The organism is Spirosoma endbachense (assembly GCF_010233585.1).
GTDB classification, from domain to species: Bacteria; Bacteroidota; Bacteroidia; order Cytophagales; family Spirosomataceae; genus Spirosoma; species Spirosoma endbachense.
In genome coordinates, this window is sequence record NZ_CP045997.1 from 10,168,593 (window position 1) to 10,188,429 (window position 19,837).

Sequence of the window (19,837 nt, forward strand, 5' to 3'; positions counted from 1 at the left end):
GCCATGAATACACCCAATCCTTCTCCGCCCCGCTGGGCCTACTGGCTGCTCACCCGGCTCCACCCTGAGGAAACTCGGGAGGAGGTCGAAGGGGATCTGGATGAGCTGTACGTATACTGGTACCGTAAGTCTGGAAAGACCCAGGCCACGTTGCGCTACGTGCTCAATGTGGTGTCGGTATTGCCACCGTTTGTATACCGTCGAAAACGGCAAGAAGATTATTCTCAACCCTCAATCCTTCATCCCACTATGATTCGCAACTATTTCAAAATCGCCTTTCGCAATCTGAAGCGACAAAAAGTCTCAACCAGCATTAACATAGTTGGGCTGGCTATCGGTTTGGCTACCTGCATACTGATCATGCTGTATGTGCAGGATGAATTATCCTACGACCGCTATAATCAGAAAGCAGATCGAATTGTGCGGGTGAGCATCAATTTGCGGTTAAACGGCGAAGATATTAACGGCCCGACGCTGGGGCCAAGTGTTGCGCAGAACCTTCGTAGTGAGTTTCCCGAAGTCCTGCAAACAACACGTATCCGCAATCAGGGAGGTGGGTTTGTGAGCTACGGAACAACCTCTTTTAAAGAAGATAATTTGCTGTACGCCGACTCGACCTTTTTTCAGGTATTCACCATTCCTTTACTCAAAGGAAATCCACAACGGGCGCTGACGGAGCCAAACACGGTGGTATTAACCGAAGAAACCGCCCGAAAATACTTCGGCAATCAGGACCCGATTGGTAAAATCCTGTCTTTTAACAGCGCCAAAACGCCCTATCGGATTACGGGCGTAGTCGCTAACGTACCCGAGAATTCACATTTTCGGTTCGATATGCTGGCCTCGTTAGCCAGTTTAAAAGAAGCAGAGAATATAGGCTGGCTGGGTAGCATGAACTTTTATACCTATCTGGTTCTACCCGAAAAGTACAACTACAAACAATTGGAGGCTAAAATTCCCCAATTGGCGGAAAAATATGTTAGCGTTGAAGTGCAGAAGTTTCTGGGAATCAGCCTGCAGCAATTTCGCAAAAAAGGCGATGATTTTGGTGTTGTTCTTCAGCCGCTAACCGATATTCATTTGTATTCTAAAGGCGGTGACTTAAGGCCAGGAGGAGATATTCGGTACGTGTATGTACTGACGGCGATAGCTGTGTTTATGTTACTGATCGCCTGTGTAAATTTTATGAACCTGGCCACGGCCACGGCAGCACGGCGGTCGCGTGAGGTAGGTATACGTAAGGTGCTGGGTTCGGTAAAAGGGCAATTGCAGCAACAGTTTCTGATCGAATCGGTCCTGCTGGCTATGATTTCGCTGCTGGTTGGTATACTGCTCGTAGGGCTGGTTCTTCCTTCATTTAACCAGCTAACCGGCAAGAACCTCGCATTGACTTTATTTGCCGACCCTTTTATCGCGCTGAAATTAGTGGCAGGAACTGTTCTGGTAGGGCTACTGGCGGGCAGTTATCCGGCTTTTTATCTGGCTTCTTTTAAACCCGTATTCGTGTTGAAAGGCCGGATTATGGCCGCACGAAAAGGCTTTAATCTGCGGAGTGGACTGGTCGTCTTTCAGTTTTTTGTTACCATTTCCCTGATCATTGCCACGGTTACGGCCGACCGACAATTGCGTTATATGCAATCCCAGAAAGTGGGTTTTGATCGTGAACAGATTCTGGTAATTCAGAATACGTACATGCTTCGGAATAACGAAGCTGTTTTCCGCGACAAGATAATCCAGCATCCGCAAGTAATCAGAGGAAGTATCTCTGGTGATGTACCGGTTGGGAGTACAAGCGGCAACAATAGCGCCGTTATGCCCAAAGAAGACCCGGACAAAGGCGTTGTGAGTCGATTGTATAACGTTGATTATGAGTATATTCCTACGTTAGGAATGCCGATAGCTCAGGGGCGCAACTTTTCAAAAAGCTTCCCTACCGATTCATCTGCCGTTATCCTGAATGAAACGGCGGTTCGGGCACTGGGTTGGCAAAAAAATCCGATTGGAAAAGAGTTGATCGGTAAAATTGACGATAAGGGTAGAAAAACGTTTTACCGAGTCATTGGCGTCGTAAGCGACTTTCATTTCGAATCCTTACGGCAGAAAATTGGCCCTTTAGTCATGTTTTTGGGTAGAAATTCAGGCAATATTCTCATTAAAACCCGAACCGATAACCTGCCTCGGTTTCTGGCTTCTCTAAAACAGGATTGGGATTCATTTGCAGTCGCAGCTCCGTTTACCTATTCGTTTCTGGATGATCGCTTCGAGCAGGTCTACCTCAGCGAACAAAAAATCGAACAGGTATTGACGCTCTTTTCTGGCCTGACCATTTTCATTGCCTGTTTAGGCCTATTTGGCCTGGCAACGCACACTGCCGAACAACGCACCAAAGAAATTGGTGTTCGGAAAGTATTGGGCGCTTCGGTGCCCAGTATCATTGCCCTGTTATCGAAAGATTTCCTGAAACTGATTCTGATTGCTCTGGTGATTGCCTCACCCATAGCCTGGTGGGGTATGAACCAATGGCTGAAGGATTTCGCCTATAAGGTTGAGATTGAGTGGTGGATATTCGCCCTGGCCGGATTGCTGGCGGTTGGCATTGCCTTGCTGACAGTCAGCTTTCAGAGTATCAAAGCGGCCCTGATGAATCCGGTGAAAAGCTTACGGAGCGAATAAGCCATGAACGCTGATCAATCTCCACCCCGTTGGGCCTACTGGCTCTTAACACGGCTACACCCTGAGGAAACTCGGGAGGAGGTGGAGGGCGATCTGGATGAGCTATATCGGTACTGGTATGAGCGGTCGGGTCAGACCCAGGCCACGTTGCGCTACGTACTCAATGTGGTGTCGGTGCTACCGCCGTTTGTATACCGTCGGAAACGGCAAAGTGACTATTACCAACCATCAATCCTTCAGCCTGCTATGCTACGTAATTATATTAAAATCGCCTTTCGGAATCTTGTCAAGAACAAGGTTTTTTCGACTGTCAATATAGTTGGTCTATCCGCTGGTTTGATCTGTTTTGCGTTTATTGCCCTTTGGGTACAGGATGAGCTAAGCTATGATGCGTTCAATCAGAATTATGATCGGATTGTTCGTTTAACCACAACCAAAAAAACAGAAACGGGTATTTCTGAATCAGCTAAGACCGGCGTTCCGATGGCCAGGGCTCTTCTGCAGGATTATGAAGAAGTTGAAAATACAGTTCGGTTAGATAGGCGAGAAGAAATAGTTCAGTACCAGAATAAGCAAACGTTGCAACCCGGCATTATCCTGACCGATCCTTCGTTTTTCAACGTTTTCAGTTACACCTTGACCCGAGGTAATGTGGCCACCGCCCTGACCGAACCCTATTCGGTTATCCTGACTGAATCAACGGCAAAGAAGTACTTCGGGAATGCCGATCCGATGGGGCAGTCGTTAACAATTTACATGTATGACAGCACGGGGCGAGGGGCCAATTATAAAGTAACCGGCATTACGCCTGATCCGCCCCGAAATGCTCATTTTACCTTTACCATGCTGGGTTCTTTCAAAACAATTGAGGTTACTAATCCGGATGTACTGACGGCTGCGGGGTGGAGTGACGAGCGATGTTTTACGTATTTGTTACTAAAGAAAGGTGTTGATTATAAAGCGTTCTCTGATAAAATCACCCAGTTTTACGAAAAACATGTCGGTGAACTGTTTGCCAGCTGGCGTTCGGTCTATTTTTATAAACTTCAGCCTTTAGGTGCTATTCATCTGCGATCTCACCTGGAAAATGAAATTGCGCCCAACGGCAAACTTAGCCAGGTGTATATTTTTTCGACGATCGGTATTTTTATACTCCTGCTGGCGGGTATTAATTATACGAATCTGGCCACGGCCCGTTCTGTTGGCAGAGCCAAAGAAGTAGGCATAAAAAAAGTAGTTGGCGCTGTTAAAACGCAACTGATCGGGCAATATTTGTCAGAATCGGTGTTTATTGCCAGTATAGGACTAGTGGTTTCATTGCTCGCATCCGTCCTTATACAACCATTTTTCAACCAGCTTACGGGTAAAAATCTTTCGCTTATTTCAGCGCCCACACTCTTGCTTTTTCTCGCTGGAATAACCCTGTTTTTAGGTATTCTGGCAGGCATTTATCCGGCCTTTATTCTTTCCAGTTTTAAACCTGTCAGCGTTCTGAAGGGGGGCTTTAAATCAGGTTCGAAAGGAATAGCCCTACGCAAGTCACTGGTTGTCGCACAATTTGTTATCACCCTGCTGTTGATTACCAGTATTGTCATTATTTACACGCAGATGACCTACGTAAAACACAAAGACCTGGGCTATACTAAAGAGGCTTTGGTGTATATACGGCTGAATGGAAATGCAGATGTCATTAAGGGGTATAATGCGTTCAACGATGAACTACGGACCAGTCCGTTTGTGGGTGGAGTTGCTACATCCAGATCAGGACAGGAAATGAGCAATGCAGAAACGATTGATCGGAAAGGTAAACCTATCCAGATTCGTGCGGCAAGGCTTCAGGTTGATGAAGCTTATCTGGCGGTATATGGCTTGAAATTAGTAGCCGGAAAAAACGTGACGCCCCGAGCCATCGGCGATACGGTTCAACAAATTATCCTGAATGAAAAAGCTGTAAAAAAAATGGGGCTGCACCATGCCGAGGCTGCCATTGGTAAGCCGTTTAGACTGGATAACCGGCCCGGAACGGTTGTTGGTGTGGTTCATGATTACCACTACCGTTCCCTGCAACATACGATTGAACCATTGGCTATTTCACTTCGGGATAACTATTTTTCCAGAATTACGGTAAAGATAGATGGCAGGGAAGCAAGCCGTAGTCTGGCGTTTATCGAAAAGGTTTGGGCAAAGCATTTTCCGGTTGCTTTGTTCGATTATGATTTTGTCGATCTGCTGCTTGCCGAAGAATACCGGGCCGAAGAACGTTTCTCGAGTGTCATTTTAACCTTTTCTATACTGTCGTTATTGATTGCCTGTCTGGGACTATATGGCTTGATTGCCTATTCAACTGCGCAAAAGAGAAAAGAGATCGGTATTCGAAAAACAATGGGCGCTAGCGTCAACGGCATTGTCGTGATGTTATCCAAAGACTTTTTAACGCTGATTGTGTATGCCTGCTTTATTGCCATACCCGTAGCCTGGTTTCTTATGAATACCTGGCTGGAAGAATTTGCGTATCGTATCAGCTTATCATGGTGGATGTTTGCGGGGTCGATAGGGTTGGTTTTACTCGTTGCGCTGATTACGGTCAGTTTTCAAACGATCAAAGCTGCGCTGGTGAATCCGGTGAAGAGTTTAAGAACGGAATGAGATAAGGACTAAAAATGGGAATAGCGATCATTTCTCAAGTATAACCCAGAGTCGTATCAGCTATGAATAAATTCATCCAGGCAATTAAAAAATTGGATATTCCCTCGGTTTCCGAGTTGCTGAAAAAGAACCCGGAATGGCTTGGCTGGTCGGAGGAGAACGGAAAAAATGCACTACATTATTTGTGTGGCCTCGACATAGCAAAAGACCCGCAAAAAATCGAAGCCAGTTTTCAACTGCTCAAGCTACTTCTAGACCGTGGCATGGATATGAATGCCGTTCATCAACTTCCTGACAATTGTGGCTTTTTTCCGGCAACACCCCTTTGGTACGCATACACCCGTGGGCGGAATGAAACGCTCTATACCTACCTGTTGGAGAAAGGGGCCAATCCCAATCACTGTCTGTTTGCCATTGCCTGGAACGATGATGTACAAGCGGCTAATCTATTCAAAAAGTACGGCGCCAGTCTTGCCGATGCGGCCGGGGGAGATACCCCGTTTCTCGCAGCGTTTACCTGGAAACGGTTTAACATTGCCAGTTGGTTTTTAGAAAATGGCGTCGATGTGAACATTGCTGACTCAGAAGGTAATACGGCACTTTTTTATGCTGTAAAAAGAAAGTATAAGCTGGAACAAATTGACTTGTTAATCCAGTTCGGCGCTGATTTTAACAAAGAAAACAACGATGGGATATCGCCTAAAAAATTAGCTGAATTGAATAACCAGAGCGGGGTTTTGAGACTTGAAAAGCGTAGACTACTATGAAGCTTATCCACTTGCAAAAGTGCCGAAGCATGGAAGAGGCAATTGCTTTCTATACGGGCATGCGCGAGTTTTATGTAACTGACTCCGATGGCAATACGCTCCAGTTTGGCAAATCAATGGGGTAATCGTGTCTTATTTTGAGCGCCCAGATGTTGATCGCTTATACCTCGCTGGGGCTAATGCCGAATTCGTCCCGGAATGCTTTGGAAAAATAAGTGTGGCTGCTGAAACCAACCTGGTAGGCCACTTCCGACGGGACACCCGCCCTTTTTTGCAGGAGTTCTTTCGCGCGCAGTAACCGGGTTTGCCGGAGTAAATCACTGGGCGACTGATCCAGTAGCGCCTGTAGTTTTCGGTGCAGCTGACTGCGACTCATCGCCACCGAATCGGCCAGTTTTTCGACGTTGAATTCCTCATCACTCAGGTGCTGTTCAATGGATTTCATTACATTCTGGAGAAAGCGCTCATCCGTACTTTCAACCACTATCTCGCTGGGTTTCAGAATAATTTGTCCTGCAAATTTCTTGCGTAGCAATCGTCGCTGGGCAATGAGGTTGTCCATGCGGGTCAGCAGTTCCGGTGCGTCGAACGGTTTCGTCAGGTAGTCGTCAGCTCCTGTTTTCAGCCCTTCCAGTTTGTGCTGCTGTCCGGCTTTGGCTGTCAGCAAAATAACTGGAACATGACTGGTTCGTACGTCTTTCTTTAGTTTTTCGGTTAACTGGAATCCATCAAATCCCGGCATCATAACATCGCTGATGATGATATCCGGGATGGCACTTATCGCCGATTGCCAGCCCGTTGCACCCGAATCCGCTTCCAGCACCCGAAATTGTTCGCTTATGCAACTGGCGATAAACCGCCGGAGATCCCTGTTATCCTCTATGATTAAGGCTAAAGGGTGGGCTGGCACAGGTGATACCATAGAAACCGGATCATCATCTGCTTCGGTATCAATCAGACTACCAGCCGCAGGTAATCGACTTTCGGTTGAAAAATTATCTACGATGATTTCGCCCGGTCGGAATGAGGCCTGGTCAATGGCCAGACTAATTTTAAACCGACTGCCTCGTCCGGGTTCACTACTGACGCTGATCTGACCCCGGTATAGGTCTATAAGCTCTTTTACCAGGGCAAGACCGATACCACTCCCACTATTTTCGACCGCTTCGACCTGGTAGAAACGGTCGAAAATCTGATCCAGCTCGTTTTGAGCAATGCCCGGCCCCGAATCCTCTATCGACAGCCGAAACCGGTTTTCGTCCATGTCGACCCGCATAGCTACGGTTCCGCCTTCCGGCGTGTACTTAAAGGCATTACTAAGCAGGTTCGTCACAATTTTCTCCAGCTTATCCCGGTCGAAATAACCCCAATGGCTCTTTTCTGGATAGTAAACATGATAATGTATCCGCTTTCGTTCAGCCAGAGAGTCGAACGATTCCGCGATTACTTTTACCAATTGAATTATGTCGCCCCGCAGCACTCGTAAATGCATGGCTCCGCTGTCGAGTTTCGAGAGGTCCAGTAATTGATTGACCAGTTCCAGTAGCCGATCCGTATTTCGGCGCATCGTTTTCAGATGCCTTACCATTCCGTCGGACAGAGTTACTCCGTCCTTTTGGATACCCGCTTCGATCTGTTTTAAGGGGCCCTGAATCAGGGTCAGGGGTGTTCGGAATTCGTGCGAGATATTGGCAAAAAAACGAGATTTTATCGTATCGATTTCCTTGATTCGATCCGCTTCCGCTCTGGCTGCTTCGTTCAGGCGAATTTTATACGCCAGCCCAATCATGTAAATAATGATCTGGCCAACCTGCGCAACGGGCCAGGGAATGAAACCGGGCTCAATGACGCCTTTTTCCCATAAATAGCCCATTACAGAAAACAGAATCAGCCACAAAGCACCTGCCACATAAAACCGGGCCAGTATGCTGTTAAAAAACGCTATCCTGATCAGCAACCCAACAACGAAGATCAATAGAATGGCAATCGCCCACGGAGACAGCACGGGCTCATGGTATATGGTCATCAACACCAACTCAAGCACAATAGCCGTTCCCCAGAGACGCACCAGCCACAGGAGAAACTGGTCGATGCGACCCGATAAACGGGGTAAATTGATAAATGAGCGCCCAAACAGGAGAAAAAATAAAATGCCACCGGACGTCAAAATATGAAAGCAGTAAAAGACGATCTGGGGATGTTCGGGAATAAAGTAGTTGATAAAAGATGCTTTGGGGTCGATAATCAGGTAATGAAGGGATAAGAAGAGCAAGTAAATACTAAAAAACAGGTAGGCTTTCTCGCGAACAAAAACCAGAAAGAAGAAGGAAAGCAAACCCAGTATGGCTGCAATAGCGCTGAGGACATACCCCATCTGTACAAATGAATTGGTTGGTATGCCTACCGTTGGACTGCGTAGTTCGGGAAGTGGGGGAAGTCCCGGATAAAAATCATTCCGCAACCGGATCAGGAGCGTTTGCTTTTTATTCGCCGGTAAGGTCAGGCATACAGCCGCTAAGCCAGCGGCCTCTTTCACTGATTTTACGGATCGGGGTGTCAGCAAACCGCTTGACCCCACAGCTTGGATTTGCCCCTGTTCGTCAAGCATATAGGCTGTTACGTATTCCCATTGGGCGTAGTAGTTATAGGTAGTCGAAGGTGTTTTTATCACCAGCCACCAGTTTCGAATCTGCTCCGAGGCCTCTACTGGAATACGAAGCCAGTAATTAAATTTGTTTGGGTAGGCATTTTTATCCGCTGTTAACTGCTGAAATCGCTTATTGAGCTGTCCCTCTGCTAGTTGCCGGGCCGTTATGGTACCGGACGAATCGATGAAAAGGGTGGTATAGGCAGCCAGATCGTGAACCTGTCGGTTGGTGTCAACTACATAGACTGATTCCTCCCTAGCCTGAGAATAGGCTAAGGAGGGGAGGGTACAAAAGAGAAGCAGCAGTTGTTTCAGCCTGTTCATACCGAAAGCGATCAATGCTTATACCAGGATGCGTACATGACCTGAAATGGAATTGGACTTTTGTTCGGGGCATTCGGTTCGTTGGATACTTGAATATCGCAGTTATGGAACGAAATCACTTTCCAACTGTCACTTTTCTTTTCGGCCAGCAAGGTTATAATCGCCGTCGGATGTTCTGGCACCGGTTTTCCCTGTTCGTAGGTAGCTCCTAACACATGAATCAGAGCTAAATCGGGACGGACAAACCGAATTTTGTCAACTTTAAGATTTAAGTCTGTGGTCTTATAAATCGTATTGAAAATCTGCTGATGAGCTCCGGCGTTTGCTTCCGGCGAAATACCGGACAGGTAAATACCATTGACGACGATATAGTCATGGACCGTATCGAATACGGAAGCAAACATCTGTCCACTTTTGGCGTTCCAGCCTTTTTGCATCGTTGTGATCATTTCCCGGAGTCGCTGGTCGTCATGAGCCGTGTTGCTCTGGGCCCGTGCATCGGGCCCAGGAGTCATTGTTGCCGCCATAATACTAATGAATAGGATGGTGACTAATTTTTTCATGGAAGTAATCATTGAAAATGCTCTGTCCAGTCGATCGGACGAACAAGGCAAAAGTCGGATGAAGGGCTGAGTCGCGGTTAGCGATTTCGTCGCGTAGAATAGCATAGATGTCGCAGCCAATAAACTAGTACGTTCGTTAGCCTGATGTACACATTAATGGGGGTTGGTGTGAGTGAATCTGGACATGATGCGTTCATTAAGAAGCTTCACGGATCAACGCCTTCCCAGCGGGATCATGTAGCTTGCCGATACCATCAGGTTTTGGGGTTTTAGTTTCGCGCCATTCTCATTACTCGAGAACAGATAGGTGTAGCGGGCTTCCAGTTGAACCGCACCTGGCCCAATCTTCACCGCGACTCCTGACCCGCCCGACGCGCCAAAAGACAAACGCCCTTCGTTGGTCATATCGATCGTTTGTGAACCGGCTTGGCCATCGTCCAGTAGTGAAATTGTGCCACCCATCGTGTATGTCGCAACCGGACCCGCATTGATAAAGAAGCGAAGATTCGATTGGCCAAATGTGGCTTTTGCCAGTACTGGAACTTCAATCAGATTGTATTTAAGCTGCAAATAATCGGCACCAAACGTCATGCGGACCCCGTACTGGGAGAAAAGAAGTTCAGGCTGTACCGAAAAAATTGGCCCGCCTATAGTCAATATAGCTCCTGCATGAAAACCCGTTACCCGGTCAAAATGGCCACCCGTTCCTACCGCTGCTATATCGACACCACTGATTGTGGTCGAGTTGATCCCCAATCGTAAGCCAATCCAAAGATGGCTTTCTTTAGAGTCGGCAGGAGCGGCTAACTGCTTTGGGGTAGTCTGCGGTCTACTGACTATGTTCGCAGGTGCGGTGGAAGCGGGCTGAACGACCGTTGCGGCTGGTGTTTCAGAAGCTACTGGGCTACGGGAATAGCCCGTTTCAGAAGCTATCTTTTTATCCAGGATGGTCGTTGTTCGAGTAGAGCCTGGCTGTTTGGCAGCAGACTGGGCAGTCGGGGTAACCGGCTTACGAATGGCTGGTCGGGACTGAGCCTGTAGAGTGGATGTACTTGTCGTGATGATAAGGCTGATGAGTAAGAGGGATAATTTTTTCATGGACGTAATGTTGGCTAATGTTCTTATTCGGACGTCGAAAGGACTGGGCAAAAGTCAGTCGAAACAGAAGGTATCTGTTAGCGATTTCGTCGCACAGATTAGCACGTACGTCGCTCATTGAAAAAGCGTCGATTTCCAGGCTGGCTAATAGACTGAAACCGACGCTACAGGAACATTACTGGTGGTTGATTGACTCCGTACAGTTGAAGAGATGGCTACCCTGTTTGACAAGGTTTAGTGGGTATTGGCGAAGGTTAGGTCTATTGGCGTATTGGCGTGGGGTCAGGTCCTTCAACCTGATTAAGAAACCGCATCCGGCCTGAACGACACGTTTTGAGAATTGTCACGGCGAACCGGCCGCCCTGTGTCGGTTTTAAGAAACCGACACCACATTCAGAGACCGATAGTATGTTCTGAATTTATCGAAAAGGGTAGTTTATTTATTGATAAGCAATAAATAATTATCTATATTTGATCGTCGAGGACAATGTACTATAAAAAACTAGACGATGAATACTAAAATCAAGACAAAAACGAGGACCGAAGATATGCTTACGATCATGTACGTCCTGGCCTGGGTGACATTCATAGGTTTACTGATCCATGCTGGCGCGATTCTGTTTTCTTATGGTGTCAGTTGTGTTAACCCGGAGGGGGCAAAAAACCTGTACAAGGGGATGAGTTTAATTACCCTCAGACAGTTCAGTTTATGGCACTACACCCTGTCTGTTTTCTTAATGGTTACTTTATTGAGTATGAAAGCATTCGTGTTTTATCTGGTAATCAAAGTCTTATCGAAGGTGAATCTGGCAAATCCCTTTAAGCTTGAATTAGCTCGTCTACTTGAAAATAGTAGCTATATTTTATTAGGAATCTGGTTTGTCGCTATTCTGAGCAATGTCCACACCGATTGGTTGTTAAAAAAAACGGGGGTTATTCAGGGAGAGAGAGCTACTGAAGAATTTATTATTATGGCGGGACTCGTGTTTATCATTTCGCAGGTTTTCAAGCGTGGGGTAGAGATTCAAGCCGAAAACGACCTAACTGTATAAGCAATGCCTATCGTCGTAAATTTAGATGTAATGATGGCAAAGCGAAAAATGTCATTGAATGAGCTTTCAGAGAAAGTGGGTTTAACGCTCGCCAATCTGTCCATACTCAAAACCGGAAAAGCAAAGGCAATTCGATTTAGTACACTGGAATCTATTTGTGACGTGCTGAATTGCCAGCCGGGGGATATATTAGAGTACACGGAACAAACCGCAGACCATTTATAAAGCTGGAACGTTGCTGAGCGCCTGGCTTGTACAAAAAGAGAGGACAAAGATTCTAATTCTGGCCGGAGTTACTGGCGGGTGATTCAATCCGTACGATTCTCTTTAGGGTCAGGACACATCAGAGCGCACTTGTGTCCAATGGATTCCGTCTGTCGATGACCTTATTACTCCGGGTTTTCTGCCTGCCGCATCCGGGGGCTTTTTATGTCCTTTTTGCCCAGCTTGTACGAGAACGTAAGTCGAAGATTCTGGTTCTGATAGCGACTGGTTTGTCGTTGATAGAACGATTCCGTCGTGGTTACTTCGTCGATAAAGGTGAAGGGCGTCAGGAACGTTTCCATGCGCAAACTCATGTTAAACCTGTCATTCGTCGATTTTTTACTGAATGTCATGTTGTAAAATTTCCAGCCGGAACGATAGCCCTGTAACTGGATCGTAGCCACATCGAAAAAACCGTAAAAGTCAATGCTGTAGCCTTTGGGTAGTTTATAGCTGTAATTCAGAACTAATTGCCGCATCAGACCGCTGTTACGCAATTGCATAGCCGGACTTTCCAGTTGAACATACTGCATGGTCAGCGTACTTCCCAGACTGATTTTTGGGCTGGGTTTCCAGGTCAGATTTGCTGAAAAACCCAGCCGTTTATTGCGGCCAATATTTTGCCAGGTATTTTCAACGACGCCCTCAGACCGTACAGTTCGGATGCTCTCAATGCTGTTTTGGTTGTGGTTGTAAAACAGAGCAATGTCGGTAAATAATCGGGCGCCATTCCGGGAAAAGCTAAGCTGGTATCGGCGGGTGATTTCGGGGCGTAGGTAAGGATTGCCAAATTGAAAAGTGAGAGAATCGCTGTTGTTGACTGTCGGATTCAGGTAGGAAAAGTACGGGCGAACCAGCTTCACTGTATACCCCAGCTTTACTGTGCTTTTCTGATTCAGATTTTTACTGACTAACAGGTTGGGGACCAGATTTTGAAAAGCGGGTATCTGCAATAAATTGCCCTTAAAATTGGCATTCAGATCTGTTTTTTCGTAGCGCATCCCAGTCATAAATTGCCATTTTTTTAGCTGAAAACTAAAGTTGGTGTACACCGCATAAATCGTGCTTTGATACGAGAATGCATTTGTTCGGAGTGGGTCGTTCGTGTAGGAATGAGTGTCAAAATCATAGATCCCAAACCGGCTATCGCTGTTGAGATTTTTTTGCGTGAGTTTTCCGCCGATTTCCCACTTCAGATTGTTCTGAAACGACTGCATATAATCTGCCTGAATCATCAGGTCGCGGTTTAGGGTTTTGCCAAAGAAATTTTCTTTGTTAGGTGTTTGGTCATTATTGGTCTGTTCCATGTCGTAACGGTTTGTGCCGTTGAACTGAAAATAGGTGGCCAGCAGCGAAATTTCTTTCTGTTTATCCCGTGAGTTTCCGGTGTATCCGGCGGTAAATGCATTCCCATCGTTCGTAATGGGCGTATCGATCTGCCGCCGAAAGGAGGGAAGAACGGCGCCATTTTTGGTATAAAAATTATCTGAAATTACATGCGTCTGGTAGGGTGACCAGCGATGTCGGTAACCCACAGTGAGCGTATTCAGCGAATCGAGGCTATACAGAACATTGGCTCCGCCAAAGAAGTAATCGCCTGATTGTCGGGATTCATTTTTCTGAACGACCTGAACGGCCCCTGTTTTTCGTTCCAGTAACGATCCATTCCGATTCCAGTAGGTTTGGTAAAATCCGTCTAGTTTTACCAGCCATTTATCGTATTTGCTTTGCACATTTCCCATCAGGCTTTCACTTCGATTGCCCAGAACGCCACTCACATTGCCATTCGTGATATTCGTTCGAATTCGTCGGGTAATGATGTTCACTACTCCGTCGGTTCCTTCTGCATCGTACCGGGCCGATGGATGGGTGATCACCTCAACGCTAACAATGCTTTCGCCAGGAACTGATTTCAACGCATCTGCCACCGACGAAGCATAGATGTCGGACGGTTTACCATCGATAAAAACCCGGATATTCGAACTCCCCCGCATCGACAGCCCACCGTTCGCGTCGACCGAAAGCAGGGGTACTTTGCGCAGCACATCCGACGCATTGCTACCGGCAATGGCTGGCAGGCTTTCCACGTTGAAGGTAATTCCATCCACTCGTTGTTCAATCAAAGGCTTTTGCCCTCTGACTGTTACGGCTTTCAGATTTTTTACATCCTGACTGATGGCAATGGTGCCCAGATCGAATGTAGGACTTTGACCATTTATCGTCCAGACCGGCGTTTGGAATGCCCGATAACCGACTGCGCTAAACGCAAGGGAATACGTGCCATAGGGCAGATTCTTTAACGAAAAATGCCCCAGGCTGTCTGTAAGTGTACCCTCAGCCAGTTTCTTCTTCGGACCGCCGAGCAATTGAAACAGCTTCACAGTCGCAAATGGAATGGCCTTCCCCGTAATAGAATCTGCAAAAAATCCGCTTGCCGAGCCCAGACTATCAGTGAGTTGGGCTTTCAGTTGGCATTGGCCAAAAACAGATAAAAAAAGGAAGACGAAGAGACGTTTCATAACGATTGGTTTTGTATCAATCGGGTCGTGAGCTGACAATCAGGGCAATAGCGAAGCCGTCCTCGCTCAACCGGGAGGATGTATTGTTCACGAATACAGGGTAGCTATTACTGGTTTATGGGATAATTCGGAATATTTTTCCCGAGGATAATGTGCCGACTGGCTTTAAACATATTGCCGACATCCTTGAGCTTCAGGATGCCACTACCCCCCCGATTCTCCAGCTTTTGCCGCTTTTCGGCAGTAAGCAGCGGGTCGTCATCAAACAGGTACTCATCAATGTAGTATTCATTGATTCCCGGCTCTTTTAGGGTGATGTGAATATGAGCCGGATCCGTACGACCGGGGTACGGGGCCGGACGGAGCGTAACAAACTTGTATTCGCCTTTATCATTGGTACGCATCCAGCCGCGTATGGACCCGTGCCGTTTCTCCCAGCCTTTAGCGTCTGTTTTCGCGGTATAATGACCAGTTTCGTCGGTATGATAGATGTATAAAATGACACCCGGAGCTGGCGTTTTGCCATCTGCCTTATACACAATGCCATTGATGCCCAACGGTTTTTTGCCTTCCCAGGTAGCATCGGGCATCTTCAGGAAGCTATCCAGTTTGTCGAATGGAACCGAAGTCTCATGAATCGCTTCACAGCCTTCGCAGGGGCCGCCTACTTTTGGACTCTGCCCGAATGCGGGCAACGTAAGTATGAGCAGCAGCAGGAGTTTGCAGTAAACATTGATCGAAGGCAGATTTTTATAATAGTTATGATTTAGTATGATTTTATCAATAGGAATCATCATCATCATAAAAATTTGCGTTCGATTCTTCTTCCAGCCAAGAGTCTGGGAAAGCCGAATTAACCAGTTTGTTTTCATATGCAATTGATTTAGCGAAGAGCCTGAACAAAGCAACTGAAGACGTTTATCATTCCAAAAAATAGTAGACCAACGGTCGGAAAAATAGACGAGCCGCATGGGCGAATTCCCTTCCTCTACTTTTTTGGTCGTTGGTCGATATAATTTTCAGGTCGTTTTTCTTTTACGTTCATTTACATCGGATTACAAACTGTTTTTCGCATGGACTTTCTGGATAGACGCGTAAAAATTCCGCTCTCCAACCGAACTATCCCAGTCAAGTACGCGCTGGTGCATACGGCCTATTGGATACTGATAACCGGTTTTTTTCTCTATGAGAAGCGATACCTGATTTATAAGGCCGGTTTGCCTTTTTTTGCGGCCTGTGTGAGTATTCGAGTTGTTCTGCTGATTGGCATTGCTTACCTCAATCTACACTACCTGTTACCCCGCTATTTGCTAACCGGGCGTTATGTCCGCTATTTCTCATTGGTATTCCTGTCAATCCTGGGCTATCTGTTCGTACAGACTCTTTATGATTATTTTTTATACGGATTCATCATCGCTCCAACTCTAAACCGGAATTGGTACGAAACGTTATCCTACAATTTCTTTAGCACCTTGTGGTACCTGGGCCTGATGGTTCCCCTGAAACTGAGCATCGACTGGTATGAGCAGCAGCGTATGATGCAGAAGATTGCGGTTGAAAAATTACAGGCTGAGGTGAATTTCCTGCGGTCGCAGGTGAACCCGCACTTTCTGTTCAATATCCTCAACAACCTCTATGCGCTGACCCTTAAGAAGTCCGATCTTGCCCCGGATATGGTCTTGAAGCTATCCGAAATGATGGAGTATATGCTCTATGACAGCGATGATGCACGGGTGCCGCTCGAAAAGGAAATTGGCTATTTACAGAACTACATTGAACTGGAGAAAATCCGCTGTGGTGATCATTCCGAGATTGCCCTTCAAATCAACGGTAATCCGAACGGGCAGGAAATCGCTCCACTTTTGTTGCTGCCGCTGGTCGAAAATGCGTTTAAGCACGGCGTGGGCAAACAGGCCGAAAAATCCTGGCTTCATGGCACACTGACTCTGAATTCAACAGCGATGGAAATGACGGTTGAAAACAACAAACCAACCGCACAGCCTAAGCAACAGAAAGGTGGTATTGGTCTGACCAATCTTCGGAAACGACTGGAACTGCTCTATCCAGGACGCTATACGCTTCAAACAGAAGACAGGCTGGATACCTACAAAGCGGCTTTATATATCTCATTTGCTGACTGATAGCGCAATGTGCCTGTGCTTTCGACCCTAAACACGAACGAGCGATGGATAGTCTATTTCGTTATCTATTGATTTCCTTCCTACTAGCGCGGTTGATCAATTCCGAACAGTTGAGCAAGTACACAGATGGACTTGCCCCGATTAGCAAGCCTGACTACAAATGGACAAAAAAGCTGGAGGAGGGCCCCTGGAAAAAGAGCTATAATTTCCAGATGTTCAGTCATCGGGATACGCTTTGGGTTTTCCATCCCGATGGCAACTGGTTCTCGGTTGATGGCAGAAACTGGAAAAAATCGACATTGCCCAATGCCATTTCCAACCTGGCATTTCTGGATTACGTCCAGTTCAACGACACGATTCTTGGGCTTGGCCATTTTACGGGGAATATCGAACGATATACGTTTAGGCCCGAAATTTACCAGACTCAGGATCTGAGGCACTGGAATCGCATCGCCGGAGAAAGCAATCTGCCCAGGCGATTTTTCTATCACCCCTTTGTTTTTCAGCATAAGATCTGGCTGATCGGCGGAGAAAACAGCCAGACCCAATTCGCCGATATCTGGAATTCGCCGGATGGTGTCCATTGGAAGAACGTAAAAGACAATCTACCGTTTGGTAAGCGAAGTGGTAGCCAGATCGTAACCTTACAGAATAAATTATACCTCCTCAATAACGACGTCTGGTCGTCGAACGATGGCGTAAACTGGAAGCTGGAAACGCCCGAAATTGTCAAGGGCACACAAATTTTCGGCTATGCGGCCGTGGTGCTGGATGGGCAGATCTGGCTATTGGGCTGTAACCGAAATGGGCAATTCAGCAGTCAGGTTTTAGTCAGTTCGGATGGGCGCACCTGGCGCGAACAAAACGCACCCTGGTCACCGCGCGGAGGGATTGCGGCCTGTGTGCATCGAGGGAGAATCTACATGACGGGCGGAAAATATGGTGGGCAGGATATCAGCCAGCCTGACTTCGTTTACAGCAACGATGTGTGGACGCTGGAACGGAAATGACGTGTGAAAAATACGCACAAATAGACCCTTATTTACTATGAATTTCGCCAAAATCAGTATGCTTGTCCTGCTGGCTAGCTGGTTTGTCCAGGCCAGTCGAACATCGCCCGAACCAGCCATTTTTGTGGCCAGCAGCCCCTGCGACATGATTCCGAGAACGATGCTGTCGATTCCAGCCAGTGCAGATTGTGAGTTTATAAAATGGAACGTAGCCCTTCAGCGGGACCCTCGAAATCAAGCGCCTACGGTCTATAAAATTCGGTATACCTATGGCATGACGCAACCGAATACAACCGGCTTCCAAAATGGTGGAATCAGCCTGGAGAAGGAAGGGAAATGGGCGATTCTGAAAGATGCCCAAAACAGGGAGATTTATCGATTAAATCCGGATACACCCGAAACGGCCATCTCTTTTGTCAATCTGGAAGGTAATGGCTCGGGGAGTCGGCTGCTCCACTTATTGGATCAGCAGGGCAAACTAATGATTGGTCATGAGGGCTGGAGTTATACCCTGAATAGAAAATAATCGTTGAACGCAATGAAAATGAGAACCCTATCCGTCTTCCTGATCGGCCTGCTTTTCTCTGCCAATCTGGTCAACGCGCAGGAAGCCCGCCTGACGAATGTTCCCTCGAAAAAAACCTCCCGCTCACCCGTTGCCAGTGGACCGGCAGTGGTTGGTGTTTTTGGCGGCAGGTTCCCTTGTTCCGAAATCGCCAAAGACTGGAAGATTTCTGTTAGCCCGGAGTGCTGGAAAGTGAAGTGGGGACTAACGCTCTATCAGGACCCGACTACTCATGAGCCAACGACTTATCGTCTATTGGGAACGTTGAACCGCTCGGCGGCTCGGGAAGGAAAATGGGCAATCGTACACGGTACAAAAACTGATCCAAACGCTATTGTTTATCAATTGGATTCCGACAAACCTGAGGTTTCCATTTATTTGCTGAAAGGCGATGATAACGTGTTGTTTATTCTGGACCAGGAACGCCGATTTAGGGTTGGCGACGAGAATTTGAGTTACACCCTGAACCGGGTTGTCAATTAACCGGCAGGATTTCCGGAAACCACCAAACCAATGATGCTAAACTGTGTAGTCGTCGATGACGAGGCACTAGCCCGTGAAGTGCTGGAAGGCTATCTGGGTCGATTCGATTTTACCGGGTCCGTGCACCAATTCGGCAATGCTCGTGAAGCCCTTTTGTATCTGGAAAATCATGAAGCCGATGTGTTGTTTCTGGACATCGAAATGCCCGGTATGAACGGTATTGATTTTCTGAAAACGCTGCCTCGTCCACCCATTACGGTTTTTACCACCGCTTACCGCGACTATGCATTCGAGGGCTTTGAACTGGGCGTTATCGATTTTTTGTTAAAACCCATTTCCTATCCTCGATTCATACAGGCAATCGAGAAAATCCGCGACTTTTTAGCTCTGAAAGAACAAAACGCCAATCTGGAAAACGGCCCGGCCGAAACTCGCCCCGAGTCAATCTTTGTAAAAAGTGGCCTACAGCGTATCAAGCTGAATTTTAATGATGTAATCTATATCCAGGGACTTAAGGATTACGCTATTATCTATACGACTACCAGTAAAATTGTCATAAAAGGCTCTATCAAAGCCATGCACGAGATTTTTCCTCAAAGCCAGTTCATGCGGGTACACAAGTCGTTCATTGCGGCTGTGTCGAGAATCAGTCGAATTGAGCGCAACCGGCTGATCGTGAATGGGAACCAGATCCCAATCGGGCGTAATTATAAAGAAGAGGTTGAGAAAACTCTGTTTGACCGCCGACAGTAAGCATTGGCAGCAATGAATTTGGGAGGTTCAACAAAAAAGTCCCCGTTATCGAGCCGATAGCGGGGAACTTCAAATCTACTAACCCAAAACTACATGAAAAAATAGTAATAGGACTTTCGCTCAGAACCACGGTCCGCCAGTAGTAACCGTGGCACCGCAACGGCGGACCGTGGTTCTGAGCGAAAGTCCTAATTATACTTCGCTAAGGACTTTCTCGCCGACAAACTGCTGATTCTGGTTTTTAAAGAGCAGGTTGAAAGAAGTAAGGCTCCCGTATATTCTTGTGATGTATTGCTGAATATTCACTTTCTCTTCATCGTCCAGATTGCTGG

At 46.9% G+C, this 19,837-nt stretch carries 16 protein-coding genes; 11 read left to right on the plus strand and 5 right to left on the minus strand.

All coding sequences use genetic code 11. The annotated features are described in order from the left end of the window. The first annotated feature begins 3 nt into the window (after positions 1 to 3). The 4 genes from GJR95_RS41005 to GJR95_RS42630 all read left to right on the plus strand — a co-directional run bounded on the left by GJR95_RS41005 (position 4) and on the right by GJR95_RS42630 (position 6,211). Entirely contained in the window at positions 4 to 2,673 is a 2,670-nt protein-coding gene (locus GJR95_RS41005; protein ID WP_232541025.1) for an ABC transporter permease, read from the plus strand. Positions 2,674 to 2,676: 3 nt separating this feature from the next. Beyond that, on the plus strand, positions 2,677 to 5,319 hold the full coding sequence (locus tag GJR95_RS41010) for an ABC transporter permease (protein WP_162391390.1): 2,643 nt from the start codon (positions 2,677 to 2,679) through the stop codon (positions 5,317 to 5,319). A gap of 62 nt (positions 5,320 to 5,381) precedes the next feature. Beyond that, positions 5,382 to 6,086, plus strand: a complete 705-nt coding sequence (locus GJR95_RS41015; protein ID WP_162391391.1) for an ankyrin repeat domain-containing protein — start codon at positions 5,382 to 5,384, stop codon at positions 6,084 to 6,086. Then, positions 6,083 to 6,211, plus strand: a complete 129-nt coding sequence (locus GJR95_RS42630) for a hypothetical protein (RefSeq protein WP_262889742.1) — start codon at positions 6,083 to 6,085, stop codon at positions 6,209 to 6,211. Before GJR95_RS41015 ends, GJR95_RS42630 begins: the two co-directional genes overlap by 4 nt. A 35-nt stretch (positions 6,212 to 6,246) precedes the next feature. Here GJR95_RS42630 and GJR95_RS41020 read toward each other — a convergent pair whose 3' ends face one another. The 3 genes from GJR95_RS41020 to GJR95_RS41030 form a co-directional block, all read right to left on the minus strand. Next, positions 6,247 to 9,057, minus strand: a complete 2,811-nt coding sequence (locus tag GJR95_RS41020) for an ATP-binding protein (protein ID WP_162391392.1) — start codon at positions 9,055 to 9,057, stop codon at positions 6,247 to 6,249. 11 nt (positions 9,058 to 9,068) lie between these two features. Further along, positions 9,069 to 9,620, minus strand: a complete 552-nt coding sequence (locus GJR95_RS41025) for an SgcJ/EcaC family oxidoreductase (protein ID WP_162391393.1) — start codon at positions 9,618 to 9,620, stop codon at positions 9,069 to 9,071. Between the two features lie 213 nt (positions 9,621 to 9,833). Beyond that, complete coding sequence (locus GJR95_RS41030; protein WP_162391394.1) at positions 9,834 to 10,718, minus strand: porin family protein; 885 nt, start codon at positions 10,716 to 10,718, stop codon at positions 9,834 to 9,836. A 509-nt stretch (positions 10,719 to 11,227) separates the two neighbouring features. Between GJR95_RS41030 and GJR95_RS41035 the strand changes: the two genes are divergently transcribed. Together GJR95_RS41035 and GJR95_RS41040 are read left to right on the plus strand one after the other, a co-directional pair. Further along, a complete protein-coding gene (locus tag GJR95_RS41035; RefSeq protein WP_162391395.1) occupies positions 11,228 to 11,770 on the plus strand; it encodes a DUF2975 domain-containing protein in 543 nt (180 codons plus the stop codon). Positions 11,771 to 11,773: 3 nt separating this feature from the next. After that, entirely contained in the window at positions 11,774 to 11,995 is a 222-nt protein-coding gene (locus tag GJR95_RS41040; protein ID WP_162391396.1) for a helix-turn-helix domain-containing protein, read from the plus strand. Between the two features lie 164 nt (positions 11,996 to 12,159). Here GJR95_RS41040 and GJR95_RS41045 read toward each other — a convergent pair whose 3' ends face one another. Further along, positions 12,160 to 14,553, minus strand: a complete 2,394-nt coding sequence (locus GJR95_RS41045) for a TonB-dependent receptor domain-containing protein (RefSeq protein WP_162391397.1) — start codon at positions 14,551 to 14,553, stop codon at positions 12,160 to 12,162. A 107-nt stretch (positions 14,554 to 14,660) separates the two neighbouring features. After that, on the minus strand, positions 14,661 to 15,425 hold the full coding sequence (locus GJR95_RS41050; RefSeq protein ID WP_232541026.1) for a dioxygenase family protein: 765 nt from the start codon (positions 15,423 to 15,425) through the stop codon (positions 14,661 to 14,663). A 201-nt stretch (positions 15,426 to 15,626) separates the two neighbouring features. Here GJR95_RS41050 and GJR95_RS41055 point away from each other — a divergent pair, with 201 nt between their 5' ends. From GJR95_RS41055 to GJR95_RS41075, 5 genes are read left to right on the plus strand one after another with little or no spacing between them, the layout of a single operon-like run. After that, the gene (locus GJR95_RS41055; protein ID WP_162391398.1) at positions 15,627 to 16,694 is read left to right on the plus strand and encodes a sensor histidine kinase; all 1,068 of its coding nucleotides are present in this window, start codon (positions 15,627 to 15,629) and stop codon (positions 16,692 to 16,694) included. Positions 16,695 to 16,738: 44 nt separating this feature from the next. Beyond that, complete coding sequence (locus GJR95_RS41060) at positions 16,739 to 17,704, plus strand: Kelch repeat-containing protein (RefSeq protein WP_162391399.1); 966 nt, start codon at positions 16,739 to 16,741, stop codon at positions 17,702 to 17,704. 37 nt (positions 17,705 to 17,741) lie between these two features. Further along, positions 17,742 to 18,230 (plus strand): copper resistance protein NlpE N-terminal domain-containing protein, encoded by a 489-nt coding sequence (locus GJR95_RS41065; RefSeq protein ID WP_162391400.1) that lies wholly within the window; start codon positions 17,742 to 17,744, stop codon positions 18,228 to 18,230. 18 nt (positions 18,231 to 18,248) lie between these two features. Beyond that, a complete protein-coding gene (locus tag GJR95_RS41070; RefSeq protein WP_162391401.1) occupies positions 18,249 to 18,752 on the plus strand; it encodes a copper resistance protein NlpE N-terminal domain-containing protein in 504 nt (167 codons plus the stop codon). A 30-nt stretch (positions 18,753 to 18,782) separates the two neighbouring features. Continuing rightward, complete coding sequence (locus GJR95_RS41075; RefSeq protein WP_232541027.1) at positions 18,783 to 19,505, plus strand: LytR/AlgR family response regulator transcription factor; 723 nt, start codon at positions 18,783 to 18,785, stop codon at positions 19,503 to 19,505. Positions 19,506 to 19,837: the final 332 nt, after the last annotated feature.